Here is an 18652-nt window from a genome sequence, read left to right as displayed (position 1 = left end):
AATCGCGGGGATATCCGGGGACTGTAGCATCGGCCGGTCAGGCTGTGGAGGCCGGCCCAACGAAAAACGGGAGACCGCTGGTGCGCTCTCCCGTTTCCGTCATGCCCCTGGCGAGGGGCTGTGAATCAACCGCTTACAGATCGAAGATCTTGCCCGGGTTGATGATGCCGTTGGGATCGAACACCTGCTTGATGCCCTTGAGGTAGGCGATTTCCGACTCGCTGCGGGTGTATTGCAGGTACGGCTTCTTGGTCATGCCCACGCCGTGCTCGGCGGAGACGCTGCCGTTGTACCGCTCGACGATCTCGAACACCCACTTGTTGACCTGCTGGCACTTCTCGAAGAAGTCTTCCTTGGCCATATCCTCCGGCTTGAGGATATTGAGGTGCAGGTTGCCGTCGCCGATGTGGCCGAACCAGATGATCTCGAAATCCGGGTAGTGCTCGGTGACCACGGCGTCGATCTCGCGCAGGAACTCGGGCACTTTGGAGACGACTACGGAGATGTCGTTCTTGTAGGGCGTGCGCGGGGCGATGGACTCGGAGATGCCTTCGCGCAGCATCCACAGATTTTTGGCCTGGGTCTCGCTCTGGCTGATGGCGCCGTCCAGCACCCAGCCGTTTTCCATGCACTGCTCGAACAGGGCCATCGCGTCGTCCATCACCGCGTCGGACACGGCTTCGAACTCCAGCAGCGCGTAGTAAGGCGCTTCGGTCTCGAACGGCGCCTGCACGTTGCCGTGGGCCAGCACGTGCTGCATTGCCTGGTGGGAGAAGAACTCGTAGGCGGTGAGGTCGATCTTCTTCTGGAAGGTCTGCAGCACGTCCATGGTGTTGGTCAGGTCGTTCAGACCCAGCACCAGTACGGTCAGGTTGTCCGGCTTGCGGGTCAGCTTCATGGTGGCTTCGGTGATGAAGCCCAGCGTGCCCTCGGCGCCGATGAACAGGTGGCGCAGGTCGTAGCCGGTGTTGTTCTTCTCCAGGTCCTTGTTCAGCTCCAGGATGTCACCCTTGCCGGTGACCACGGTCAGACCCGCCACCCAGTCACGGCTCATGCCGTAGCGGATGACCTTGATGCCGCCGGCGTTGGTGGAGAGGTTGCCGCCCAGTTGGCTGGAGCCCGCGGAGGCGAAATCCACCGGGTAGTAGAGGTCGTTTTCCTCGGCGAAGTTCTGCAGCTGTTCGGTGATCACGCCCGCCTGGCAGTGCACGACACGATCGCTGGCGTTGAAGTCCAGGATCTGGTTCATGTAATCGAAGGCCACGACGACTTCGCCGTTGGCCGCCACGGCGCCAGCACTCAGGCCGGTACGGCCACCCGATGGCACCAGCGCCACCTGGTTCTCGTTGGCAAAGCGGACAATGGCCTGCACCTGCTCGGTGGTCTTGGGGAAGACGATCGCCACGGGCCTGGGCGCGTAGATTTTTGTCCAGTCCTTGCCGTAGGTGTCGAGATCATCCGGATCCGTGAGGACCTTGCCGTCGTCAACAAGGGAGGTCAGGGCGGAAACAATCTGGTCTGGCGTCATGGGCAGTCTTGGTCTCGTGATGGGAAAAGGCTGACTCCCTGTGCAGTTATCAAAGGCGGGCCCCAGCGGCCTCACCGTCGATTGAGGGATGTCACCGAACACAATGTGAAAACGGGTGATTATGGTATCATACCGGCCCTGTTCTGCGAGCCCGCCCCTTTTCGCGGCCGGGCTGCCGGTTTACTTCACGCGACGAAAGGTCTGTTAAGCCCATGGCAAATACGTCCCTCGACAAAAGCAAGATCCGGATCCTGCTGCTGGAAGGTGTCCATCAGTCTGCGCTGGATACGTTGCACGAAGCGGGTTACACCAACATCGAGTACCTGACGCACTCCCTCGGTAACGAGGAGCTGAAGGAAAAGATCGCTGATGCGCACTTTATTGGCATCCGCTCCCGCACCCAGCTCACCGAGGAGGTCTTCGAGGCCGCCGAGAAGCTGGTCGCCGTGGGCTGTTTCTGCATCGGGACCAACCAGGTCAACCTGAAGGCCGCCACCCGTCGCGGCGTGGCCGTGTTCAACGCGCCTTTCTCCAACACCCGCAGTGTCGCCGAGCTGGTACTGGCCCAGGCGATTCTGCTGCTGCGCGGCATTCCCGAGAAGAACGCCAAGGCGCATCGCGGTGAATGGCAGAAGTCGGCCAAGAACAGCTACGAAATTCGCGGCAAGAAGCTGGGCATCATCGGCTACGGCAACATCGGCACCCAGTTCAGCGTGCTGGCCGAGTCCCTGGGCATGGACGTCTACTTCTACGACGTGGTGTCCAAGCTGTCGATCGGTAACGCCACCCAGGTCAACAGCCTCAACGAGCTGCTCAACACCTGCGACGTGATCAGCCTGCACGTGCCGGAAACGCCGGCCACCAAGTACATGTTCGGCGCCGAACAGCTGGCCCAGATGAAGCCGGGCAGCATTCTGATGAACGCCTCCCGCGGTACGGTGGTGGACATCGAAGCCCTGTCCGAAACGCTCAAGAGCGGCAAGCTGCTGGGCGCGGCCATCGACGTGTTCCCGGTCGAGCCGAAGTCCAACGACGAGGAGTTCGTCTCCCCACTGCGTGAGTTCGACAACGTGATCCTGACCCCGCACATCGGTGGCTCCACCGCCGAGGCGCAGGAAAACATTGGTCGCGAAGTCGCCGAGAAGCTGGCCATGTACAGCGACAACGGCACCACGGTGTCCTCCGTCAACTTCCCGGAAGTGGCGCTGCCGTCGCACCCGAACCAGCACCGTCTGCTGCACATTCACGAGAACGTGCCGGGCGTGATGTCCGAGATCAATCAGGTGTTCTCCGAGAACGGCATCAACATCTGCGGCCAGTACCTGCAGACCCAGGAAGACATCGGCTACGTGGTGATCGACGTGGACAAGGAGTACGGCGAACTGGCGCTGGAGAAACTCAAGTCCGTGCGTGGCACCATCCGCTGCCGCGTGCTGTTCTGAGTCGCCTCGCGATCCAGAACGCCAGTGAGAAGAAGGCCGGGCTTGTCCCGGCCTTTTTTTGTGCCTGATCGGTCTACCTGATCTGTGTGCCTGCTTTGTGTCCCTGAATTACGCGCCCGCCCTGCCCGCTTTTCGTCGTGGATGACCCTTTCTTAATCCGTTCCGGCCCACGCTGACCTTGTTTCGTCACCGAACACCCCTAAGGTTAATAGGTGTATCGGGAAAAAACGGGCTTTGATTCAGACAGCCGCGTTTCATTCATCGCTTCGAGTTTCATGCATAGGCTGACAAGGAGACGACCATGTCACTGAAGGACTCGCTGTTGAACAAACTGGAAACCCAGACCGAATACTGGAGCAAGCAGATCGACAGCCTGCGCGCCCAGGCCGATGAGAAAATGGCGAAGGCCAAGGACGAACAGGCGGAGGCGCAGATCCAGGAGGATTTCGCCAAGCGCATCCAGCAACTGGAAGACAACGTGGAAAGCGCGCGCCAGAAAATGGGCGAACTGCGCGAATCGGGCGAAGACCGATTGAGCGACCTGAAGAAGCGGATTGAGGAGTGGTTGCCGAGTAACACCAACTAGGCTTGAACTTTAAGTTGCTCAATGTAGCAGACGCTTTAGCTTCTGAGGCGCCGAAGGTGCCTTCTTTGGCGTCCTAACTTCACGGCAGCCCTTCAGGCTGCTCCGAAGCTAAAGCGTCGGCTACACACTCAAGTAAATGCCAGCTCTGACAAACCATCTGGCATAAAAAAAGCGGAGACCTTCAGGAGGGCTCCGCTTTTTGGTTGGCCGTTTCGGGATTAACCCTGCATCGGCACCAGCGTCAGCTCCACGCGGCGGTTCTGCGCCCGGCCGGAATCAGTGGAGTTGGAGGCAATCGGGTTGCGCTCACCGTAGCCGTTGGCGCGGGTACGCGAGGACTGGATACCCTGGTTGAGCAGGAAGTCCCGCACGGAAGACGCCCGACGCTCACTGAGCATCTGGTTGTAGGAGGCGGAACCGGTGCTGTCGGTGTAGCCGTCGATCTGGATGATGGTCTCATCGTACTCTTCCAGCACGATCGCCACGGACTCCAGCACGCTGGTGAAGGACGAGCGAATACCGGACTGGTCCACGTCAAAGGTGATGTTGCCCGGCATGATCAACTGGATCTGGTTGCCGTTACGCTGGACGCGCACGCCGGTGCCTTCCAGCTGGTGGCGCAGGGCCGCTTCCTGGCGGTCCATGTAGTAGCCGATACCGCCACCGGCCGCGCCACCGGCCGCCGCGCCGATCAGGGCGCCCTTGCCGCGGTCGCTGCTGCTGGAGGTCGCCGCACCGATGGCCGCGCCGGTGACGGCACCGATCACGCTGCCTTTGGTCGCATTCGATACTTTCTCTTCGCCCGTGTACGGATCATAGGTCATGCAGCCGCTCAGGGTTACGACAGCCACTGACACTGCCATGATTGTTTTTTTCATCCCACTCAACTCCTTAACTTCTTCATGGAATCGCTGGAAAGTCACGCTATCGGACTCATCGAAAAGTCACGGCGCCTTCCAGTCTTTCTTTATACACCGGCAGCCTGCGCGGCCTCGGTCCGTTCTTCGCATCCGTCGACGAATGCACTGATGGTCACATTGAACACGGTCGCCTGGAGATCGCTCGCCTCGTTCACCAGGTGATGTCGGCCGTCGGGCAGGCGCCGTTCGGCGACCGACGAAAACTTGTTACGGATAATCCGCAAATTGTGGTGCCAGTCCACAGTCATGTCTTTTTCGCCCTGGATCACGGTCACCGCGTAATCCACCGGCTTGGCAGCCTCGATGGCCGGCACCCACTGACGCAGGGCGCTGACCCAGTCCACATGCACTGCCCGCGCCTGCAACGGATCGTGCTCACGCAGGAAGCGCAGGAAACGCGAGTTGCCGCTGTTCTCCGAGAACATGCGCCGCCAGCGTTTGATAAACGGCCGCGCCAGACTGTGCAGCATCTTCGCGCCGATCCAGCCGTTGGGACGCACCAGCGGCGCCAACAGCACCACATGACGGAACTCGGCATTGCCTCGGGGCACCCGGTGCAGCAGGTAGTCGATCAGAACGCCGCCTCCGGTGCTCTGTCCCACTGCAAACCAGGGCCCATCGATCCGGCCACGAACCGCCTCCAGGACGTCCAGCAGCACCTGCTGGTATTCAGCAAAACTGCCAATCGCCGCCGGCGTACCGCTGGACAGCCCGTGCCCCGGCTGATCATAGGCCAACACATTGAAACCGGCGCCCAGGCAGCGGTCGATCAACTGGCTGTACAGGCCGACGTGATCAAAGTAGCCGTGCAGGATGAACACCGTGCCCCGGGGGCGTGGGGTGCGGTAGCAATGTATGGCGACGCGGTGCTCGCCGGCCTGCAGGTTGCCGACGGAATACTGCACGTCGGGGTGCTCCACCCACAGGTCCAGACCGTAGAAGCGGCAGTACGCCGCCACTTCCTGCGACAGACCGTCCTGGAAGGGACCCCGTTCGCGGTCGGCCTCAAAGGCCCGGAGCTGGTTGATCAGGCTGGCCCGATCCCAGTCGGGCATGTCCAGGTTGTCGGTTTTCCAATACACAGTGGTTCGGCCGTTTGTCGCGTATTCTACGTATGGGGCTGCAGGCCCGGTATTACGTCTCTGTCATATCGGCGACGATCTTTCGTCGCCTGTCCCGATGCGCCTACATTAGCACAGGAGCGTCCGCCATCGACCGCCCGTCGTCACGATTGGCTGAAATGAAGACTCGAAGGATCACGGCGGCCATCCGCCTGGGCCGAGTTTTGCGGCAGGCTGTAGGACATCGTTTTCAACAGCGCTATTCTTCATCTTCATGATCCTCAACGCCGCCGGGAGAGCACCATGCTGCAAACGGTCCTTCAGAGCGGCCTGCGGCTGGGTATGCAGGCCTTCGTCAAACCGCTGCTGACGCCCGCCCTGCCGGTCCGCATCCAGCGCCGGCTGATCCGGCAGGCCTATCGCCTGAGCACCCCGCCCGCCGGCATACGGTTCACGGACAACGTCATCGACCAGGTGCCTTACCGGGAAGTGACGCCCGTCGACTGTACGGAAAGCGCCCTGCTCTACCTGCACGGCGGCGCCTTCCTGATCGGTTCGCCGGACACCCACAAAGGCATCACCGGCCACCTCGCGGCCACCACCGGCGCCAGAGTCGTCGTACCGGATTACCGCCTGGCGCCGGAGCATCCCTATCCGGCGGCGCTCGACGACGCGCTCACCGTGTACCGACACCTGCTGAGCTGCGGCTACCATCCGGACAAGCTGACCATCGCCGGGGATTCCGCCGGCGGCGGACTGGCCCTGGCGCTGGCGCTCAGGCTCAAACGCGAGCACCTGCCGCTGCCGGGCCACCTCGTTCTGCTGTCGCCCTGGCTGGATCTCACCCACAAGAACACCTACGAGCCAGCCGTGGAGCCGGTTCTGCAATTGGGCTGGATCAAGGCTGCGGCCGAAGCTTATCGCGGCGCCCATCCACTGGCCGACCCGCTGATATCCCCGCTGTTTGATGATCTCTCGGACCTGCCGCCCATCCTGATCCAGGTGGGCTCCCAGGAAATCCTGTTCAACGACGCCCAGCGCCTCGCCGATAAAGCCCGGGAAGCCGGCGGATCCGTGACACTGGAAATCTACGATGGGCTCTGGCACGTGTTCCAGATCCATGCTGGAACCCTGTCCGTGGCCAACGAGGCGATCACCAACATCGCGACATTCATCCACCCCAATCGCTGAGGAAGGCACGATGGCAAAGACCCTTTTCATCACCGGCGCCGGTGCCGGGATCGGTGCGGCCACGGCGCGACGCTTCGCCCGGGAAGGCTGGCAGCTGGGGCTGGTCGACCTGGACGGCGAGGCGGTGGCGGCCCTGAACGAAGAGCTGGGCGGACAGCACTGGCACCGCCAACTGGACGTCACGGATGGTGACGCCGTCACGACCGCGCTCAGTGAGTTCGGCACGCACGCCGGCGGCCGCCTGGACCTGCTGTTCAACTGCGCGGGTATCCTCAAGGTCGGCGAGTTCGAGGACATCGACTTCGAGTGGCATCGCCGCATCATGGAGATCAACGTGATCGCGCTGATGGACGTGACCCGGAAGGCTTTCCCGCTGCTCAAGGCGACGCCCGGCGCGCGGGTGATCAACATGAGTTCGGCGTCCGCGCTCTACGGCACGCCCTACTTCGCCAGCTACTCCGCATCGAAGTTCGCGGTGCGCGGACTGACCGAAGCCCTGAACCTGGAATGGGAGCGTCACGATATCGTGGTGCAGGATATGATGCCGCCCTTCGTGAAGACCCGGATGGTGGCGGAGCAGACGTTCCAGGCGCCAATCATCGAGCGATTGGGCGTAAACCTGGAGGCGAAGGATATTGCCGAAGCGGTGTGGCGGGCCGCGCGCGGCAAGGACGTTCACAACCCGGTGAGTCTGCAGTTCAAGTCGCTGGTGTTCGGCAACAAGTGGCTGCCCAACGCGTTCACCCGACAGCTGATCGGGCTGCTCAGCAAGCGCTGATCAGGTCTCGATGTCCTGCAGCCGGATGCGCCCGGCCACCAGCGCTTCCTTGCGCTGTCGCGGCCACTGTTTGAGGGCGTATTCCAGTTGCGCGGCGCGGGTACGGTTGCCGATGGTTTCCTGGAACGCCAGGGTCAGCGGTCCCTTGCCACGTAAACTACGAGCCGCTCGCACACCGCCCGACTGGTGTTCGGCAAAGCGCCGCGCCACGTTGGTGGTGATTCCCGTATACAGCGCGCCTGAGCGGGTGCGCACCAGATACAGACTCCACTGGGTCATGCGGCGGTGGCTTCCGGCGACGGTTTGCGGCCGCGCTGCTGAAACCACAAACCGGCGACGATGAGCACCAGCCCCACGTAGGTGGAATGATAAATCGTCTCGCCCAGGATGAAGTGGATGAACACCAGCGACAGGAACGGCGAGATGAAGATCAGGTTGCTTACCTGCGACGTGTTCTCGGCCTTCTTCATGGCGAACATCCACAGCACGAAGGCAATCCCCATCTCGAACACGCCGACGTAGATCGAGGCGGACAGGGCCACCGGCGAGACGTCGGGCAGACCGTCCGTCAGCAGACACAGGGCCACCACAAACGGCATCCCGAACAGGAAATTGAGGAACAGGCCCACCAGCGGATCGCGGCGATCGCGGGTATTGAGGATCCAGTACAACGCCCAGATCACCGTACTGGCCAGCGCCAGGGCGACGCCAATGGGGTCGGAGAATTGCAGCCCCAGGATGTCGCCCCGGGTGGCGATCACCACGACGCCGCTGTAGCAGATCAGGCCGGCGATGATGTCCGCGCGACTCAGACGCTGCCCCAGCAGCGGCACCGACAGGTACGCCAGGGTCAGGGCCCAGGTGTAGTTGAGCGGCTGCGCTTCCTGGGCCGGCAGGCGATCGAACGCCCCGAACAGAACGATGTAATACAGCCCCGGGTTGATCAGCCCATAGAAAACAGAACTCAGGTACTGTTTCGGTGTCAGTTGAAAAACCGCCCGACCGCGCCCCTGAATCACCAGGATAACCCCAATCACCACGACCGACGTGCAGCCCGCCATCAGCATCAGCTGGAACGGCGTCATTTCCCGCAGCGACAGTTTGAAAGCCGTGGCCACGGTGGACCAGAGCAGTACCGTGGCACCACCAAACATCAAGGCCTGCTTCTGGTTCTTCATGGGGCTTCCTTTCGGCTGATTCGAACACGTTCACGACACGTCGCCCGGTGCGGCGCGGGGTCCCGGGCGTGGCAGGATAACCAAGACCGCCCAACGACGCCACCTCGCGGGATTTCTGTACAAATTATGACCGCAAGATGTGGAATCCTTAATTTGATCCATGACGCAGCCGTGGCACTGTGACCGCAGTTCATCCCGGCCAGGCTGTCGCCAATAACCCCTCTGTGCTGGCCGGAGCGTGCGAAAACCACTCCACCGAAGGAGATTACGATGAAAACCATGATGACTTCCGTTGCCGTTTCCATGGCCCTGCTGGCTGCCGGACCGGCTCTCGCACAAAACACGTCACAGAACCAGGGTTACGAGAACCCAGCAGCGACAGGCACACAGAAAACCAACTACTCCGACGCCGAGCTGAAGAAGTTCGTCACGGTCCAGAAGGACATTTCCTCCATCCGCAAGGAATACATCCCGCAGATCCAGGAAACCGAAGACAAGGCCAAGGTCAAGAAGCTGCAGATGGAAGCCAACGACAAGATGGTCTCCGCGATCCAGGACAAGGGTCTGGACATCCCCACGTACAACGCCATCGCCACCGCTTACAACAGCGAGCCAAAGGTCCGCAATCGCGTTGACGCCCTGATGTAAGCTGTCCGTTCTCCGGACGTAAAAAAACCCCGCTCGCAAGCGGGGTTTTTTGTGCCTGACGGTTGGCTGCGCCCGCCTACTGCATGAGCCCGGGCAGGAACAGCGCGATCTGCGGGAACAGGATCAGCAACACGGTCGACAGCAGCAACAGGATGATGAACGGCGGTGTGCCGCGGATCACTTCCAGATACGGTCGCCTGAAGATCGCCACCGCTGTGAAGATGTCGCAGCCGAACGGTGGTGTTGCGGAGCCAATCGCCGCCTGCAGCGTCACCAGGGTACCCACCAGCACCGGATCGATCCCCGCAGCGGCCACGGCCGGCGCGAAAATCGGAGTCAGCACCAGGATCACCACGATCGGGTCGACGAACATACAGCCGACGAAGTAGGACACCGAGATCAGCGCCAGGATGAAATACGGGCTGTCCGCGGCATTGGCCACCACGTCACCCAGCAGCAGATCCGGAATCTTGGCGAAGGAAATCACCCAGGAGAAGGCCGTACCGGCCGCCACCAGGATAAACACCACCGCGGTGATCAGACCGGTCGACAGCGCCACCGCCGGCAAGTCGCTCATGCGCACCTGCCGGAAGATGACCATCTCCAGCACCAGTGCATAGGCCACCGACATGGCCGCCGCTTCAGTGGGGCTGAACATGCCCGAGTAGATCCCGCCGATGATGATCACCGGGAAGCCCATGGGCAGAATCGCCTTCTTCAGGGCCGTCATGCGTTCGGACCAGCTCGCCTTAGGCAGAACGGGAATCTTCAGCTTCACCGAGAGGAAGTAGCAGTAGATGGAGAACAGCACCAGGATCATCAGTCCCGGCCCGATACCGGCGATGAACAGGTCGCCCACCGAGGTTCCGGAGACCACGCCGTAGATGATCATGCCGATGGACGGCGGAATCAGCAGGGCGATGTCACTGGCATTGATGATCAGCGCCATCGCGAACTTGTCGGTGTAACCCGCCTCAATCAGCTTGGGCCGCAACGGCTGGCCCATCGCCACAACCGTGGCCTGGGTGGAACCGGACACCGCACCGAACAGGGTGCAGGACATCGCGGTGGTCATCGGCAGCCCGCCACGCAGGTGGCCGACGAACTTGGACACCAGATCCAGCAGCCGGTCCGCCGTGTGCCCCTTGATCATGATGTCGGCCGCCAATATGAACATGGGCACCGCCACCAGCACGCTCTGGGAAATCCCGCCAATCATCTGCTGGATGATCACCGAGCCTTCCAGGAACGGGAACTGGGAGAACAGCAGCACCATGGCCCCCACCAGCAGCGGCACCATCATCGGGAACCCCATCAGCAGGAACGCCACCATGACGACCGCCACAATGATGGCCATCACCGGCATGCTCATCCCGGCCAGACCGAGCCACTCCATGAAATCAGCCATTGGGCTTCTCCTTCTGCTGCTGGGTGTCCTGCTGGCTTGTGGAGGCCGAGGCGTTCTGTTCCTGGTAGTAGGCCTGCTCCTCCTCCGACAGACCGGCCTCGATGGCCAGTTCGTCTTCGTATTCGTCCCGGTGGTGCCAGGACAGCCAGGCCCCCTTGCTGATGAGGTTGCGCACACCAGCCAGGAAGAACTGCGCCGAACCGACGATCAGGCCGATCGGGACAATCAGGTAGGGGATCCACAGCGGGAACTGCATCGACGGCATCACCCGACCGGACTGGCGCAGGTTCTGTATGTAGTCGATCGAATACATCGCCAGCAGGGCCAGCAACGCGCAGGAGAAGAAACTGACGATCGTCAGGAGAATTTTCTGCCCTGTGGGCGGCAGCAGGTCATGAACAGCGGAAACTCGGATGTGGCGGGCATTGCGAACGCCATGGCCGACGCCAACGAAGGTCACGATGACTACAAGAATCTGGGCCAATTCGTCGACAAACGACAGACTGTGGCCCATATTTCTGGCAAAGACGCCGACGATACTGGCCGCAGCCATGATGAGTATGCCGACGATCAGGATGCCCTGTTCAATTACATTCAGTCCGGTATCCAGCAAATGAAAGGGCCCTTTCTTTGCCTTTCCATGTTTTGGGCCTTCGGACGCGCCCCTGGATTCAGCCATGGTCTCGCTCCATTTTCTTTTCACGTGAATACAGTATACGTTGTAATAGATGGCAGACTTCAAGAAATATGTCTATTTGATAGTGTGTTATCGTGGCCACATTGGTTAGAACTCTAAAGGAGATAAGAACATGAGAAGACTCATTCGCTGGCTCGGAAGCCTGACAATTCTGATGGCATTCGCCCTTGTCGGGTGTTCGGAATCAGGCGATGACAGCGCCAACCAGGATGCGAATACCCAGCAGGAAAGTTCCAGCTCATCGTCCGAATCCGCGGCCAAGAGTGAGCCGGTGACCTGGCGCTTCGCGCTCGAAGAAATCGAGGGCAGTGTGCAGGATGCCTACGCCCAGGAATTCAAGAAAGAAATCGAGGAAGCCACTGACGGTGGCGTCAAGGTAGAGATCTACCCCTACGGCTCCCTGGGCACGTCCTCCCAGTTGACCGAACTGGTCCAGCAGGGCGCTGTCGAGCTGGCCTTTGCGTCTCCGGGCCACCTGGCCTCTGTCATTCCCGAAGTGGGTATTTTCACCCTGCACTTCGTGCTGTCTGACAACAACGACGTCAACAAGGCCGTGCTGTCCAGCGACAAGGTCCACGACCTGTTCTCTGACCGCTACAACGCCCAGGGCCTGGAGCTGCTGAGCATTGTGCCGGAAGGCTGGATGGTCTGGACCGGCAACAAGCCGCTGCGTACCCCGGCCGACTTCGAAGACTTCAAGATGCGCACCATGACCTCGCCGATTCTGACCGAATCCTACAAGGCCTACGGCGCCAACCCGACCCCGATGCCCTATTCTGAGGTCTACAGTGGCCTCCAGCTGAAGCAGATCGATGGTCAGGTCAACCCGATCTTCGCCATCGAGGAAATGAGCTTCTACGAAGTACAGGAAGCCATGACCCTGGCCCACCACGCCCAGTTCATCGCCACCGTGATTGCTGGCAAGGACTGGTACGAGGGGCTGCCGGAGGATCAGCGCACCGCTCTGAACACCGCGCGTGACAACCTGGTCGACTACATCTACGACAAGCAGTCGCAGTTCAACCAGGAGCGTCTTGAGAAGATCAAGAACAACAGCGACATCGAGGTTATCGAGCTGACCGACGAAGAGCGTCAGGCCTTCCGGGAAGCCAGCATGGGCGTTCGTGACACCTACATCGAGGCCGCCGGCGAGCGTGGCCAGCAGGTGCTGGACACCATCACCTCCATGGTCAAGGAGAAAGAAGCGGAGATGGAACAGGGTTCCTGATCCAGACCGCTTCCTCGCATTGAAAAAAGGCGTGGCCCTCGGGTCACGCCTTTTTTATGCTTCGCGCCCCGTCATTCTGAAGCGCGCAACACCGCCAGTACCTGCCCGTTACCAGACATCAGAAACAGACGGCGCCCCTCAATGGCAAAGCGTTCGGTGCGGCCGAGCGCATCCAGGAACGCCTGTTCGGTTTCCTGCCGTTGCGGGCACATCATGCGAGTGGTGGCCAGCGGCCCCAGGCTCAGGGCATCCCGACGCCGTTCAAACGGACCGCTGAAACGATTGCATCCCGCCAGTCCGTGCGCACGGCGATCCTCTCCGAAGGTGATGTGCACCGGGTCGTGATCGCCCTCCGTCTGGACCGGTTGGCGGTCCAGCTGTCGCAGGACCCAGTCCTGGCCCTGCAGGTCCAGCGCCGGGCAGCGCAGAGAGTCCGCATCCATCACGCCGTTCACCTGCGACACCCTCAGGAAGAGCTGTTCGCCGCCGGCGTCCGGCGCTTCCCATTGAACCCAGTGGCCATCGACGCTCACCGCCACCCGTTGCGGCGGCTGGCGCTCCGACTGGGCGTAGATGGTTTCCAGTTGCGGGTAGGCCTGTTCCATCGCCACCGGCCAGTTACGCATGGTGCGGGGATCATAGGCCAGCGGCGCGTCCGCCATCGTCATGAAACACAGCGCCATGGACCGGTCCTGTTGCAGCGGCGCCGGAGCGTCTTCCCATTCCAGCTCGACCGGCGCCGCCGTCCCGGCGACCGGCAACGCCAGCGTTTTCCCCGACACGATCCGCAGCATCTCCGGCGCAGCACCATCGCCCCGCGCCACCAGGGTCTGATCGCCCGGCACCGGCCACCACTGCCCCCAGTCGATGACCGGCGGTTTGTCGGCAGACCGGGCCAGAGCGCGTTCAAACACACCGTTGGGCCAGAAGACCCAGACCTGGTTTTCGTCCTCTGCCATATAACGCCCCGCGGCCAGTTCGCCCGGGATCAGGTCGGGCGCATCCACGGCACCACCGCTGGCGCAACCGCCCAGCAGCGAAGCGGTAGCCAGCAGAGTGAGGGTGATCGGGTATTTCATGACAGTGGTCCTTGTGTCCAGGTCGGCGGCCACTACGGGCCGACCGCCACCGGCGCGGTCACCGGGGTCGCATTGAGTTGCCGAAGCGCCACCTTGCCGCGGATGGTGAGATCGGAGATGAACTGGAACTGGTCACGCGGATCGATCGGGTAAGCCTTGACCCGGTAACGGGTGCCCCAGGGCGTTTCGCTGAGCACAACGATAACCGGCTGATAGGTCTTCACCCAAGGGCTGGTAAAAGCGACATCGCGCAGGGCTGTACGGACTTCGGCGGCGTCGTGCTCCGGTGCCAGGTAGAACTCGGCCACGCACATCAGGTTGCTGGTGCCGCTGTTGGCGTTGGCGATCAACGCGTCCCAGAGCTTGCTGTGGGGAATCACCACCGCCGTGTCGTCCGCGGTGACGATGGTCGCCGCCCGGGTACCGATGGCGCGGACTTCACCGTAGCGGCCATCCACCTCGATCCAGTCACCGGGCCGGTATGGCATCTCGTAAAGGGTCACGATACCCGCCAGCAGGCTGTTGGCGTAGTCCTTGAACGCGAACCCCAACGCGAGGGCCAGCGCCCCGAAGATGGCAATCAGGTTCTCGAACGTGGGCTCCACCAGGATCGGCACCACCAGAATGATCACGCCGACGATGATCACCAGCCTCAGCAGCGGGGCCACCGCCAGGATGTACAGCCGGGTCTTGCCGGAGAAGCGCGACGCCACCCGCGGCACCGCCAACTGGATGGCGACGATCAGCACCCAGGCGCCAATCGCCAGCAGAATCGCATCCAGCAACGCGCCGGAGGTGATCGCTTCCAGCGCCTTGCCCAGTCCCAGCTCTTCCATCGCTGTCTCCTCTATTAACCGGTGCGGCCCCGCCTCAGAAACCGTCCACGGCGAACCCTTCACTCTGCAGGTAACGCCGCACCGCCGGATAGCCGCCGGCGCTGACAAACCAGCCCCGGGGGTGCGGCTCCACCAGTTCCGCACGGCGCAGGGAATGCAGCGCCAACTGGATGTCGTCATCCCCCAATCCGGTGACCGGCTGCAAGGTGCTTTCATCGAGCCCCTGGTGCAGCAGCAACGCGTGCAGCACGAAAGCCAGCGGGCGGGATTCGCCCGGCGGCAGCGCCGGCAGGGTCAACTGCGACCAGGGCACCACCCAGCAGCGCTCGCCGTTGTCAGTCGCCCCGTTTGCATCCGCCGTCTCCGCCTTGTCTTCGGGACGTGCCCGCAAAGCACGACGCCACACGGCCCAGGCAACTTCCGGCAGGCCCCGGGACCAGGCCGCCAGATCGCGCAGGAAACCTGATTCGCCTTCACCGTCCGGGGCCGCCACGAGGCTGTCGTCGGTGGTCAGGTGGAAACGGGGCCGCGTGTCGTTCTCCAGGGTGGTCAGCCACTGGCCCAGACGCTCGCTGTCGAAGGCCTGGGCGGTGACCACCGGCACACGCAACTCCGGCATCAGGTGGTTCCAGAACGTCCAGCACCAACTGGACGCGGCCACGATTCCAGGCCCCAGCGATCCCTCGGTGGCGGCGCCCAGCAGCCGGCGCACCAGTGCCAGCCCACCGGGCGTGCGCAGCCAGCAATGGCCCAGTTCCGGCAAGACCCAGGGCTCGTCGCCCTCGAACTGGGCCCACCAGGCCTGCAGGTCTTCCCCGCGGTGGATGCTGCCACCGGGCGGCGGCTGGATCAGGCGCCACTGGCGGTCTTCGGCCAACGCCTCCAGTGCTTGCGTCACACCCGAAAAAGGCGGTGCCACCAGAAAGGTCACCGGCTGACTGTCGCGCCAGCGATTGCGCCACTGGTCCAGGCCATCGGCAAAGCCGGCCAGGCCCCGGCGCCAATCCGGAGCCGGCGCCCAACGGGCGAGTTGCTGGTCGCTTAGCGGCTGCAGGGACTCGCCGTCGGCGTCGCGCTCGTCCTGCAGCCAGTCCGGCGCCCGCACCCGGGCGAACACATCCGCCAGGGCATCGCGCAGGGTGCGGTGTACCGAGGTGGTCGGCAGGGCCCACTGATCCCGCGCCACGAGCTGCGGGTGACCGGAATCGGAATCGACGCCCATATCAGGAGGACTGAGGGCGCATGGCAATCAGGCGGGAATCGGCCAGGGCCGCCGTGCGGTGATGCACAATGGCCCGATACTCCGGCGCGGCCACCATGTTAAGGAAAGCCTGGGCCGAGGGATAACGCACCAGCAGCACTTCGTCCCAGTCCTCGTCGTGCGGCGCGATCACCGGCGCCATGGCCTGCCCCATCCATTCCGGCCGGGCACCAACGCGGGCCAGTTGGCCGAGCGCCAGCTTGCTGTAGCGGGCATAGGCTTCGCGCCCGGAACAGGGCCGCTCGTCGGTTTCTTCGGCATAGCTCGCCTCCTCCCGGAAGCGCAGCAGGTTGAGCATCACCACCGGTTCCTCCGGGGAGAAGCGTTGCACGAGGGATTCAAGACGATCGCGGGACGGATGAATCGAGGACATAGGTGCTCCTTGCGTCTTTCGGTCTGTGGTGGCGGAGGAGCGCGAGATACCGGGGCGGCCGGTCAGGCTTCGGGTACCGCCCAGTCGATGCGTTGCCGGGCATCGATCGCGCCGCTGCTACGCACCTCCTCCAGCATACTTTCCATCAGGCCCGCCCATTCCCAGGGCGGGTTCACCAGCAACAGCCCCGACCCGGCCATTCCCCGCTCCGGCGGTGTTTCCAGGCGGTACTGGCTATGCAGCACCTTGCGCACGGGGCTGTCCTGCAGGCGGCGGATCATGGCCTCATGCCGGGCATCCGGCAGTATCGGATACCATACAAGATAGACACCATGGCGGCAGCGCTGCCAGGCCTTGATGACCGTTTCCGCGGTGGTCAGGTAATCGTCCTTCACCTCGTACGGCGGATCGATCAGCGTCAGCAGGCGCGGCTCTTTCGGCGGCAAAGCCCTGAGCAGGCCGGTAAACCCGTCCTCGGCCCGCACATCGACCCGGCGTGTACGGGCCCAGTCGTGCAGCCGCTGGCTCTCGCCGGAGTGAAGCTCAAATACGGTGAACCGGTCCTGGTCCCGCGCCAGTTGTTCGAACCAGGCCGGCGACCCCGGGTAAAACCGCAGTGTTTCACCGCCCGGCGAATCCGGCCCATCCAACAGGCGCCAGACCTCTTTCCAGAGCGGGTGCTGCAAATCGTCACGACACGCCCACAGTTTGCGGATGCCTTCGTCGGCCTCACCGGTCTTGCGCGGTCGTTCTCCCTCCAGGTCGTAAGAGGCACTGCCGCCGTGGGTATCGAAACAGGCCACGGCGGACGGTTTCTTCTGCAACAGGCGTAGCGCCAGGAACAACCCGATGTGCTTGTGGACATCGGCAAAATTGCCGGCGTGGAAAGCGTGGAGATAACTCAGCATGACGGCATGTGCCCATCCGGTGAAAGCGTTATTAGGCCCCAGGGCCCAGAGCGGAACAATACCTCTTCGCACTAATTGCAATTGCGATCGTTAGTTCTATAATCGCAAATACAAATTAATATCATTAATAATATTCAACGACGCATGGTTGACAGGGAGCACCACTCGATGAAGTCAGGTTTTAACATGAAAGCGCTGTCGTTTGCCGTATCCCTTCCGGTAGCGCTGACCGCATGCAGCAGCCTCCAGGGCAACTCGGCCCAGTCGGACAAGCCCGCCACACCGGCCAACGTGGTCGAGCAATACGCCGACATCGCCCACGCGACCTACGAAGATGCGCTGATCACGGCCCGGGCCCTGGACGTCGCAACCGATACGCTGATCGCCAATCCCACCGAGGCCAATCTGCAGGCGGCACGCGAGGCCTGGCTGGCTTCCCGGGTGCCCTACCAGCAGTCCGAAGTGTTCCGCTTCGGCAACGCCATCGTGGATGACTGGGAAGGTGAGCTCAATGCCTGGCCGCTGGACGAAGGCATGATCGATTACGTCGAGACCAGCGATTACCAGTACGAGCTGGGCAATGCCGGCGCCACGGTCAACATCATCGCCAGCGAGACCATCAACATCGGCGGCGAAACCATCGATGTGGCCACCCTCACGCCGGTGTTGCTGGCCGACCTGAACGAAATCGGCGGTTCCGAGGCCAACGTGGCCACCGGCTACCACGCCATCGAATTCCTGCTCTGGGGTCAGGACACCCACGGCTTCCAGGCCGGCAATGGCGAGCGTCCCGCCAGCGATTACGTCCAGGGCGAAGGTTGCACACACGGCCACTGCGACCGCCGCGCCGCCTATCTGGATGCTGCCACAGACCTGCTGATCTCGGACCTTGAGTGGATGGTTACGCAGTGGGCACCGGGCACAACCGACAACTACCGTGCCGAGCTGACCGCGATGGAACCCCAGGCGGCGATCCAGAAAATGCTGTTCGGCATGGGCTCCCTGTCCCTGGGCGAGCTGGCCGGCGAGCGCATGAAAGTGGCACTGGAAGCCAACTCGTTCGAGGACGAACACGACTGCTTCAGCGACAACACCCACAACTCGCACTATTACAACGCCCTCGGCATCCGCAACATTTACAGCGGCAGCTACACCCGGGTGGACGGCACCGCCGTGAGCGGCCCATCCCTGTCGGACCTGGTCGCCCAATCCGATCCGGCGCTGGACAAGCAACTGCGTGACGACCTCAACCAGACCATGGCCGCCCTGCAGACCATGAAGCAGACGGCCGAGGCGGACAGCGACGCGATGACCTTCGACATGATGATTGCGCCGGGCAACGAGCAAGGCGCAAAAATCATTAACGACGCCATCGTCGCGCTGGTGAACCAGACCGGCGACATCGAGGAAGCGTCCCGCCTGCTGGGCGTGGAGTCGCTGCAGCCGGACGACGCCGGCCACACGTTCTGAGCCCTGGCGTAAAAATACGGGCTCCCGAAAAAGAGCCCTGGTTTTCCGGGCCCGGTGACT

Annotated in this window: 19 protein-coding genes; 7 read left to right on the top strand and 12 right to left on the bottom strand. The window is 62.4% G+C overall.

The features are described from left to right. Positions 1-133 precede the first annotated feature (133 nt). Entirely contained in the window at positions 134-1528 is a 1395-nt protein-coding gene (locus DKK67_RS06505; RefSeq protein WP_111495534.1) for an FAD-binding oxidoreductase, read from the bottom strand. A gap of 212 nt (positions 1529-1740) precedes the next feature. Between DKK67_RS06505 and serA the strand changes: the two genes are divergently transcribed. Beyond that, a complete protein-coding gene (gene serA / locus DKK67_RS06500) occupies positions 1741-2970 on the top strand; it encodes a phosphoglycerate dehydrogenase (protein ID WP_111495532.1) in 1230 nt (409 codons plus the stop codon). A gap of 301 nt (positions 2971-3271) precedes the next feature. After that, positions 3272-3556, top strand: a complete 285-nt coding sequence (locus tag DKK67_RS06495) for a hypothetical protein (protein WP_111495530.1) — start codon at positions 3272-3274, stop codon at positions 3554-3556. A 218-nt stretch (positions 3557-3774) separates the two neighbouring features. On the opposite strand, the gene DKK67_RS06490 is transcribed toward DKK67_RS06495, so the two are convergent. Both DKK67_RS06490 and DKK67_RS06485 read right to left on the bottom strand, forming a co-directional pair. Further along, the gene (locus DKK67_RS06490; RefSeq protein ID WP_111495528.1) at positions 3775-4434 is read right to left on the bottom strand and encodes an OmpA family protein; all 660 of its coding nucleotides are present in this window, start codon (positions 4432-4434) and stop codon (positions 3775-3777) included. Between the two features lie 89 nt (positions 4435-4523). Beyond that, the gene (locus DKK67_RS06485; protein WP_111495526.1) at positions 4524-5558 is read right to left on the bottom strand and encodes an alpha/beta hydrolase; all 1035 of its coding nucleotides are present in this window, start codon (positions 5556-5558) and stop codon (positions 4524-4526) included. A gap of 282 nt (positions 5559-5840) precedes the next feature. Here DKK67_RS06485 and DKK67_RS06480 point away from each other — a divergent pair, with 282 nt between their 5' ends. Next, positions 5841-6728: an alpha/beta hydrolase gene (locus tag DKK67_RS06480; RefSeq protein WP_111495524.1), complete on the top strand. Its 888-nt coding sequence runs from the start codon at positions 5841-5843 to the stop codon at positions 6726-6728. Between the two features lie 10 nt (positions 6729-6738). Then, complete coding sequence (locus DKK67_RS06475) at positions 6739-7506, top strand: SDR family oxidoreductase (RefSeq protein WP_111495522.1); 768 nt, start codon at positions 6739-6741, stop codon at positions 7504-7506. Here DKK67_RS06475 and DKK67_RS06470 read toward each other — a convergent pair whose 3' ends face one another. Both DKK67_RS06470 and DKK67_RS06465 read right to left on the bottom strand, forming a co-directional pair. Further along, a complete protein-coding gene (locus DKK67_RS06470) occupies positions 7507-7785 on the bottom strand; it encodes a GIY-YIG nuclease family protein (RefSeq protein ID WP_111495520.1) in 279 nt (92 codons plus the stop codon). Beyond that, positions 7782-8684 carry a DMT family transporter gene (locus tag DKK67_RS06465; RefSeq protein WP_111495518.1) on the bottom strand — a complete coding sequence of 301 codons (903 nt, stop codon included), beginning with the start codon at positions 8682-8684 and terminating at the stop codon, positions 7782-7784. The genes DKK67_RS06470 and DKK67_RS06465 overlap by 4 nt, the downstream gene beginning before the upstream one ends. A 270-nt stretch (positions 8685-8954) precedes the next feature. Between DKK67_RS06465 and DKK67_RS06460 the strand changes: the two genes are divergently transcribed. Further along, positions 8955-9332, top strand: coding sequence for a DUF4168 domain-containing protein (locus DKK67_RS06460; protein WP_111495516.1), 378 nt, complete (start codon positions 8955-8957; stop codon positions 9330-9332). Positions 9333-9408: 76 nt separating this feature from the next. Here the strand turns inward: DKK67_RS06460 and DKK67_RS06455 are convergent, their stop codons facing one another. Both DKK67_RS06455 and DKK67_RS06450 read right to left on the bottom strand, forming a co-directional pair. After that, on the bottom strand, positions 9409-10689 hold the full coding sequence (locus tag DKK67_RS06455) for a TRAP transporter large permease (RefSeq protein ID WP_111496791.1): 1281 nt from the start codon (positions 10687-10689) through the stop codon (positions 9409-9411). A gap of 43 nt (positions 10690-10732) precedes the next feature. Beyond that, entirely contained in the window at positions 10733-11482 is a 750-nt protein-coding gene (locus tag DKK67_RS06450) for a TRAP transporter small permease (RefSeq protein WP_162628767.1), read from the bottom strand. Between the two features lie 67 nt (positions 11483-11549). Here DKK67_RS06450 and DKK67_RS06445 point away from each other — a divergent pair, with 67 nt between their 5' ends. Beyond that, the gene (locus DKK67_RS06445; RefSeq protein WP_111495512.1) at positions 11550-12665 is read left to right on the top strand and encodes a TRAP transporter substrate-binding protein; all 1116 of its coding nucleotides are present in this window, start codon (positions 11550-11552) and stop codon (positions 12663-12665) included. Positions 12666-12736: 71 nt separating this feature from the next. Here the strand turns inward: DKK67_RS06445 and DKK67_RS06440 are convergent, their stop codons facing one another. The 5 genes from DKK67_RS06440 to DKK67_RS06420 all read right to left on the bottom strand — a co-directional run bounded on the left by DKK67_RS06440 (position 12737) and on the right by DKK67_RS06420 (position 17122). Continuing rightward, positions 12737-13744 (bottom strand): META domain-containing protein, encoded by a 1008-nt coding sequence (locus DKK67_RS06440; RefSeq protein ID WP_111495510.1) that lies wholly within the window; start codon positions 13742-13744, stop codon positions 12737-12739. Between the two features lie 32 nt (positions 13745-13776). Then, on the bottom strand, positions 13777-14580 hold the full coding sequence (locus DKK67_RS06435) for a mechanosensitive ion channel family protein (protein ID WP_111495508.1): 804 nt from the start codon (positions 14578-14580) through the stop codon (positions 13777-13779). Between the two features lie 34 nt (positions 14581-14614). Then, positions 14615-15802, bottom strand: coding sequence for a hypothetical protein (locus tag DKK67_RS06430; protein WP_111495506.1), 1188 nt, complete (start codon positions 15800-15802; stop codon positions 14615-14617). Position 15803: 1 nt separating this feature from the next. Next, the gene (locus tag DKK67_RS06425; protein ID WP_111495504.1) at positions 15804-16214 is read right to left on the bottom strand and encodes a DUF1330 domain-containing protein; all 411 of its coding nucleotides are present in this window, start codon (positions 16212-16214) and stop codon (positions 15804-15806) included. Positions 16215-16276: 62 nt separating this feature from the next. Continuing rightward, the gene (locus DKK67_RS06420; RefSeq protein ID WP_111495502.1) at positions 16277-17122 is read right to left on the bottom strand and encodes a 23S rRNA (adenine(2030)-N(6))-methyltransferase RlmJ; all 846 of its coding nucleotides are present in this window, start codon (positions 17120-17122) and stop codon (positions 16277-16279) included. A 168-nt stretch (positions 17123-17290) separates the two neighbouring features. On the opposite strand from DKK67_RS06420, the gene DKK67_RS06415 reads away from it, so the two are divergent. Further along, positions 17291-18592 (top strand): imelysin family protein, encoded by a 1302-nt coding sequence (locus DKK67_RS06415; RefSeq protein ID WP_111495500.1) that lies wholly within the window; start codon positions 17291-17293, stop codon positions 18590-18592. Positions 18593-18652: the final 60 nt, after the last annotated feature.

The sequence above is a fragment of the Marinobacter bohaiensis genome (assembly GCF_003258515.1).
In the GTDB taxonomy this organism is placed as follows: domain Bacteria; phylum Pseudomonadota; class Gammaproteobacteria; order Pseudomonadales; family Oleiphilaceae; genus Marinobacter_A; species Marinobacter_A bohaiensis.
This window is presented reverse-complemented; position numbering and strand designations above follow the sequence as displayed.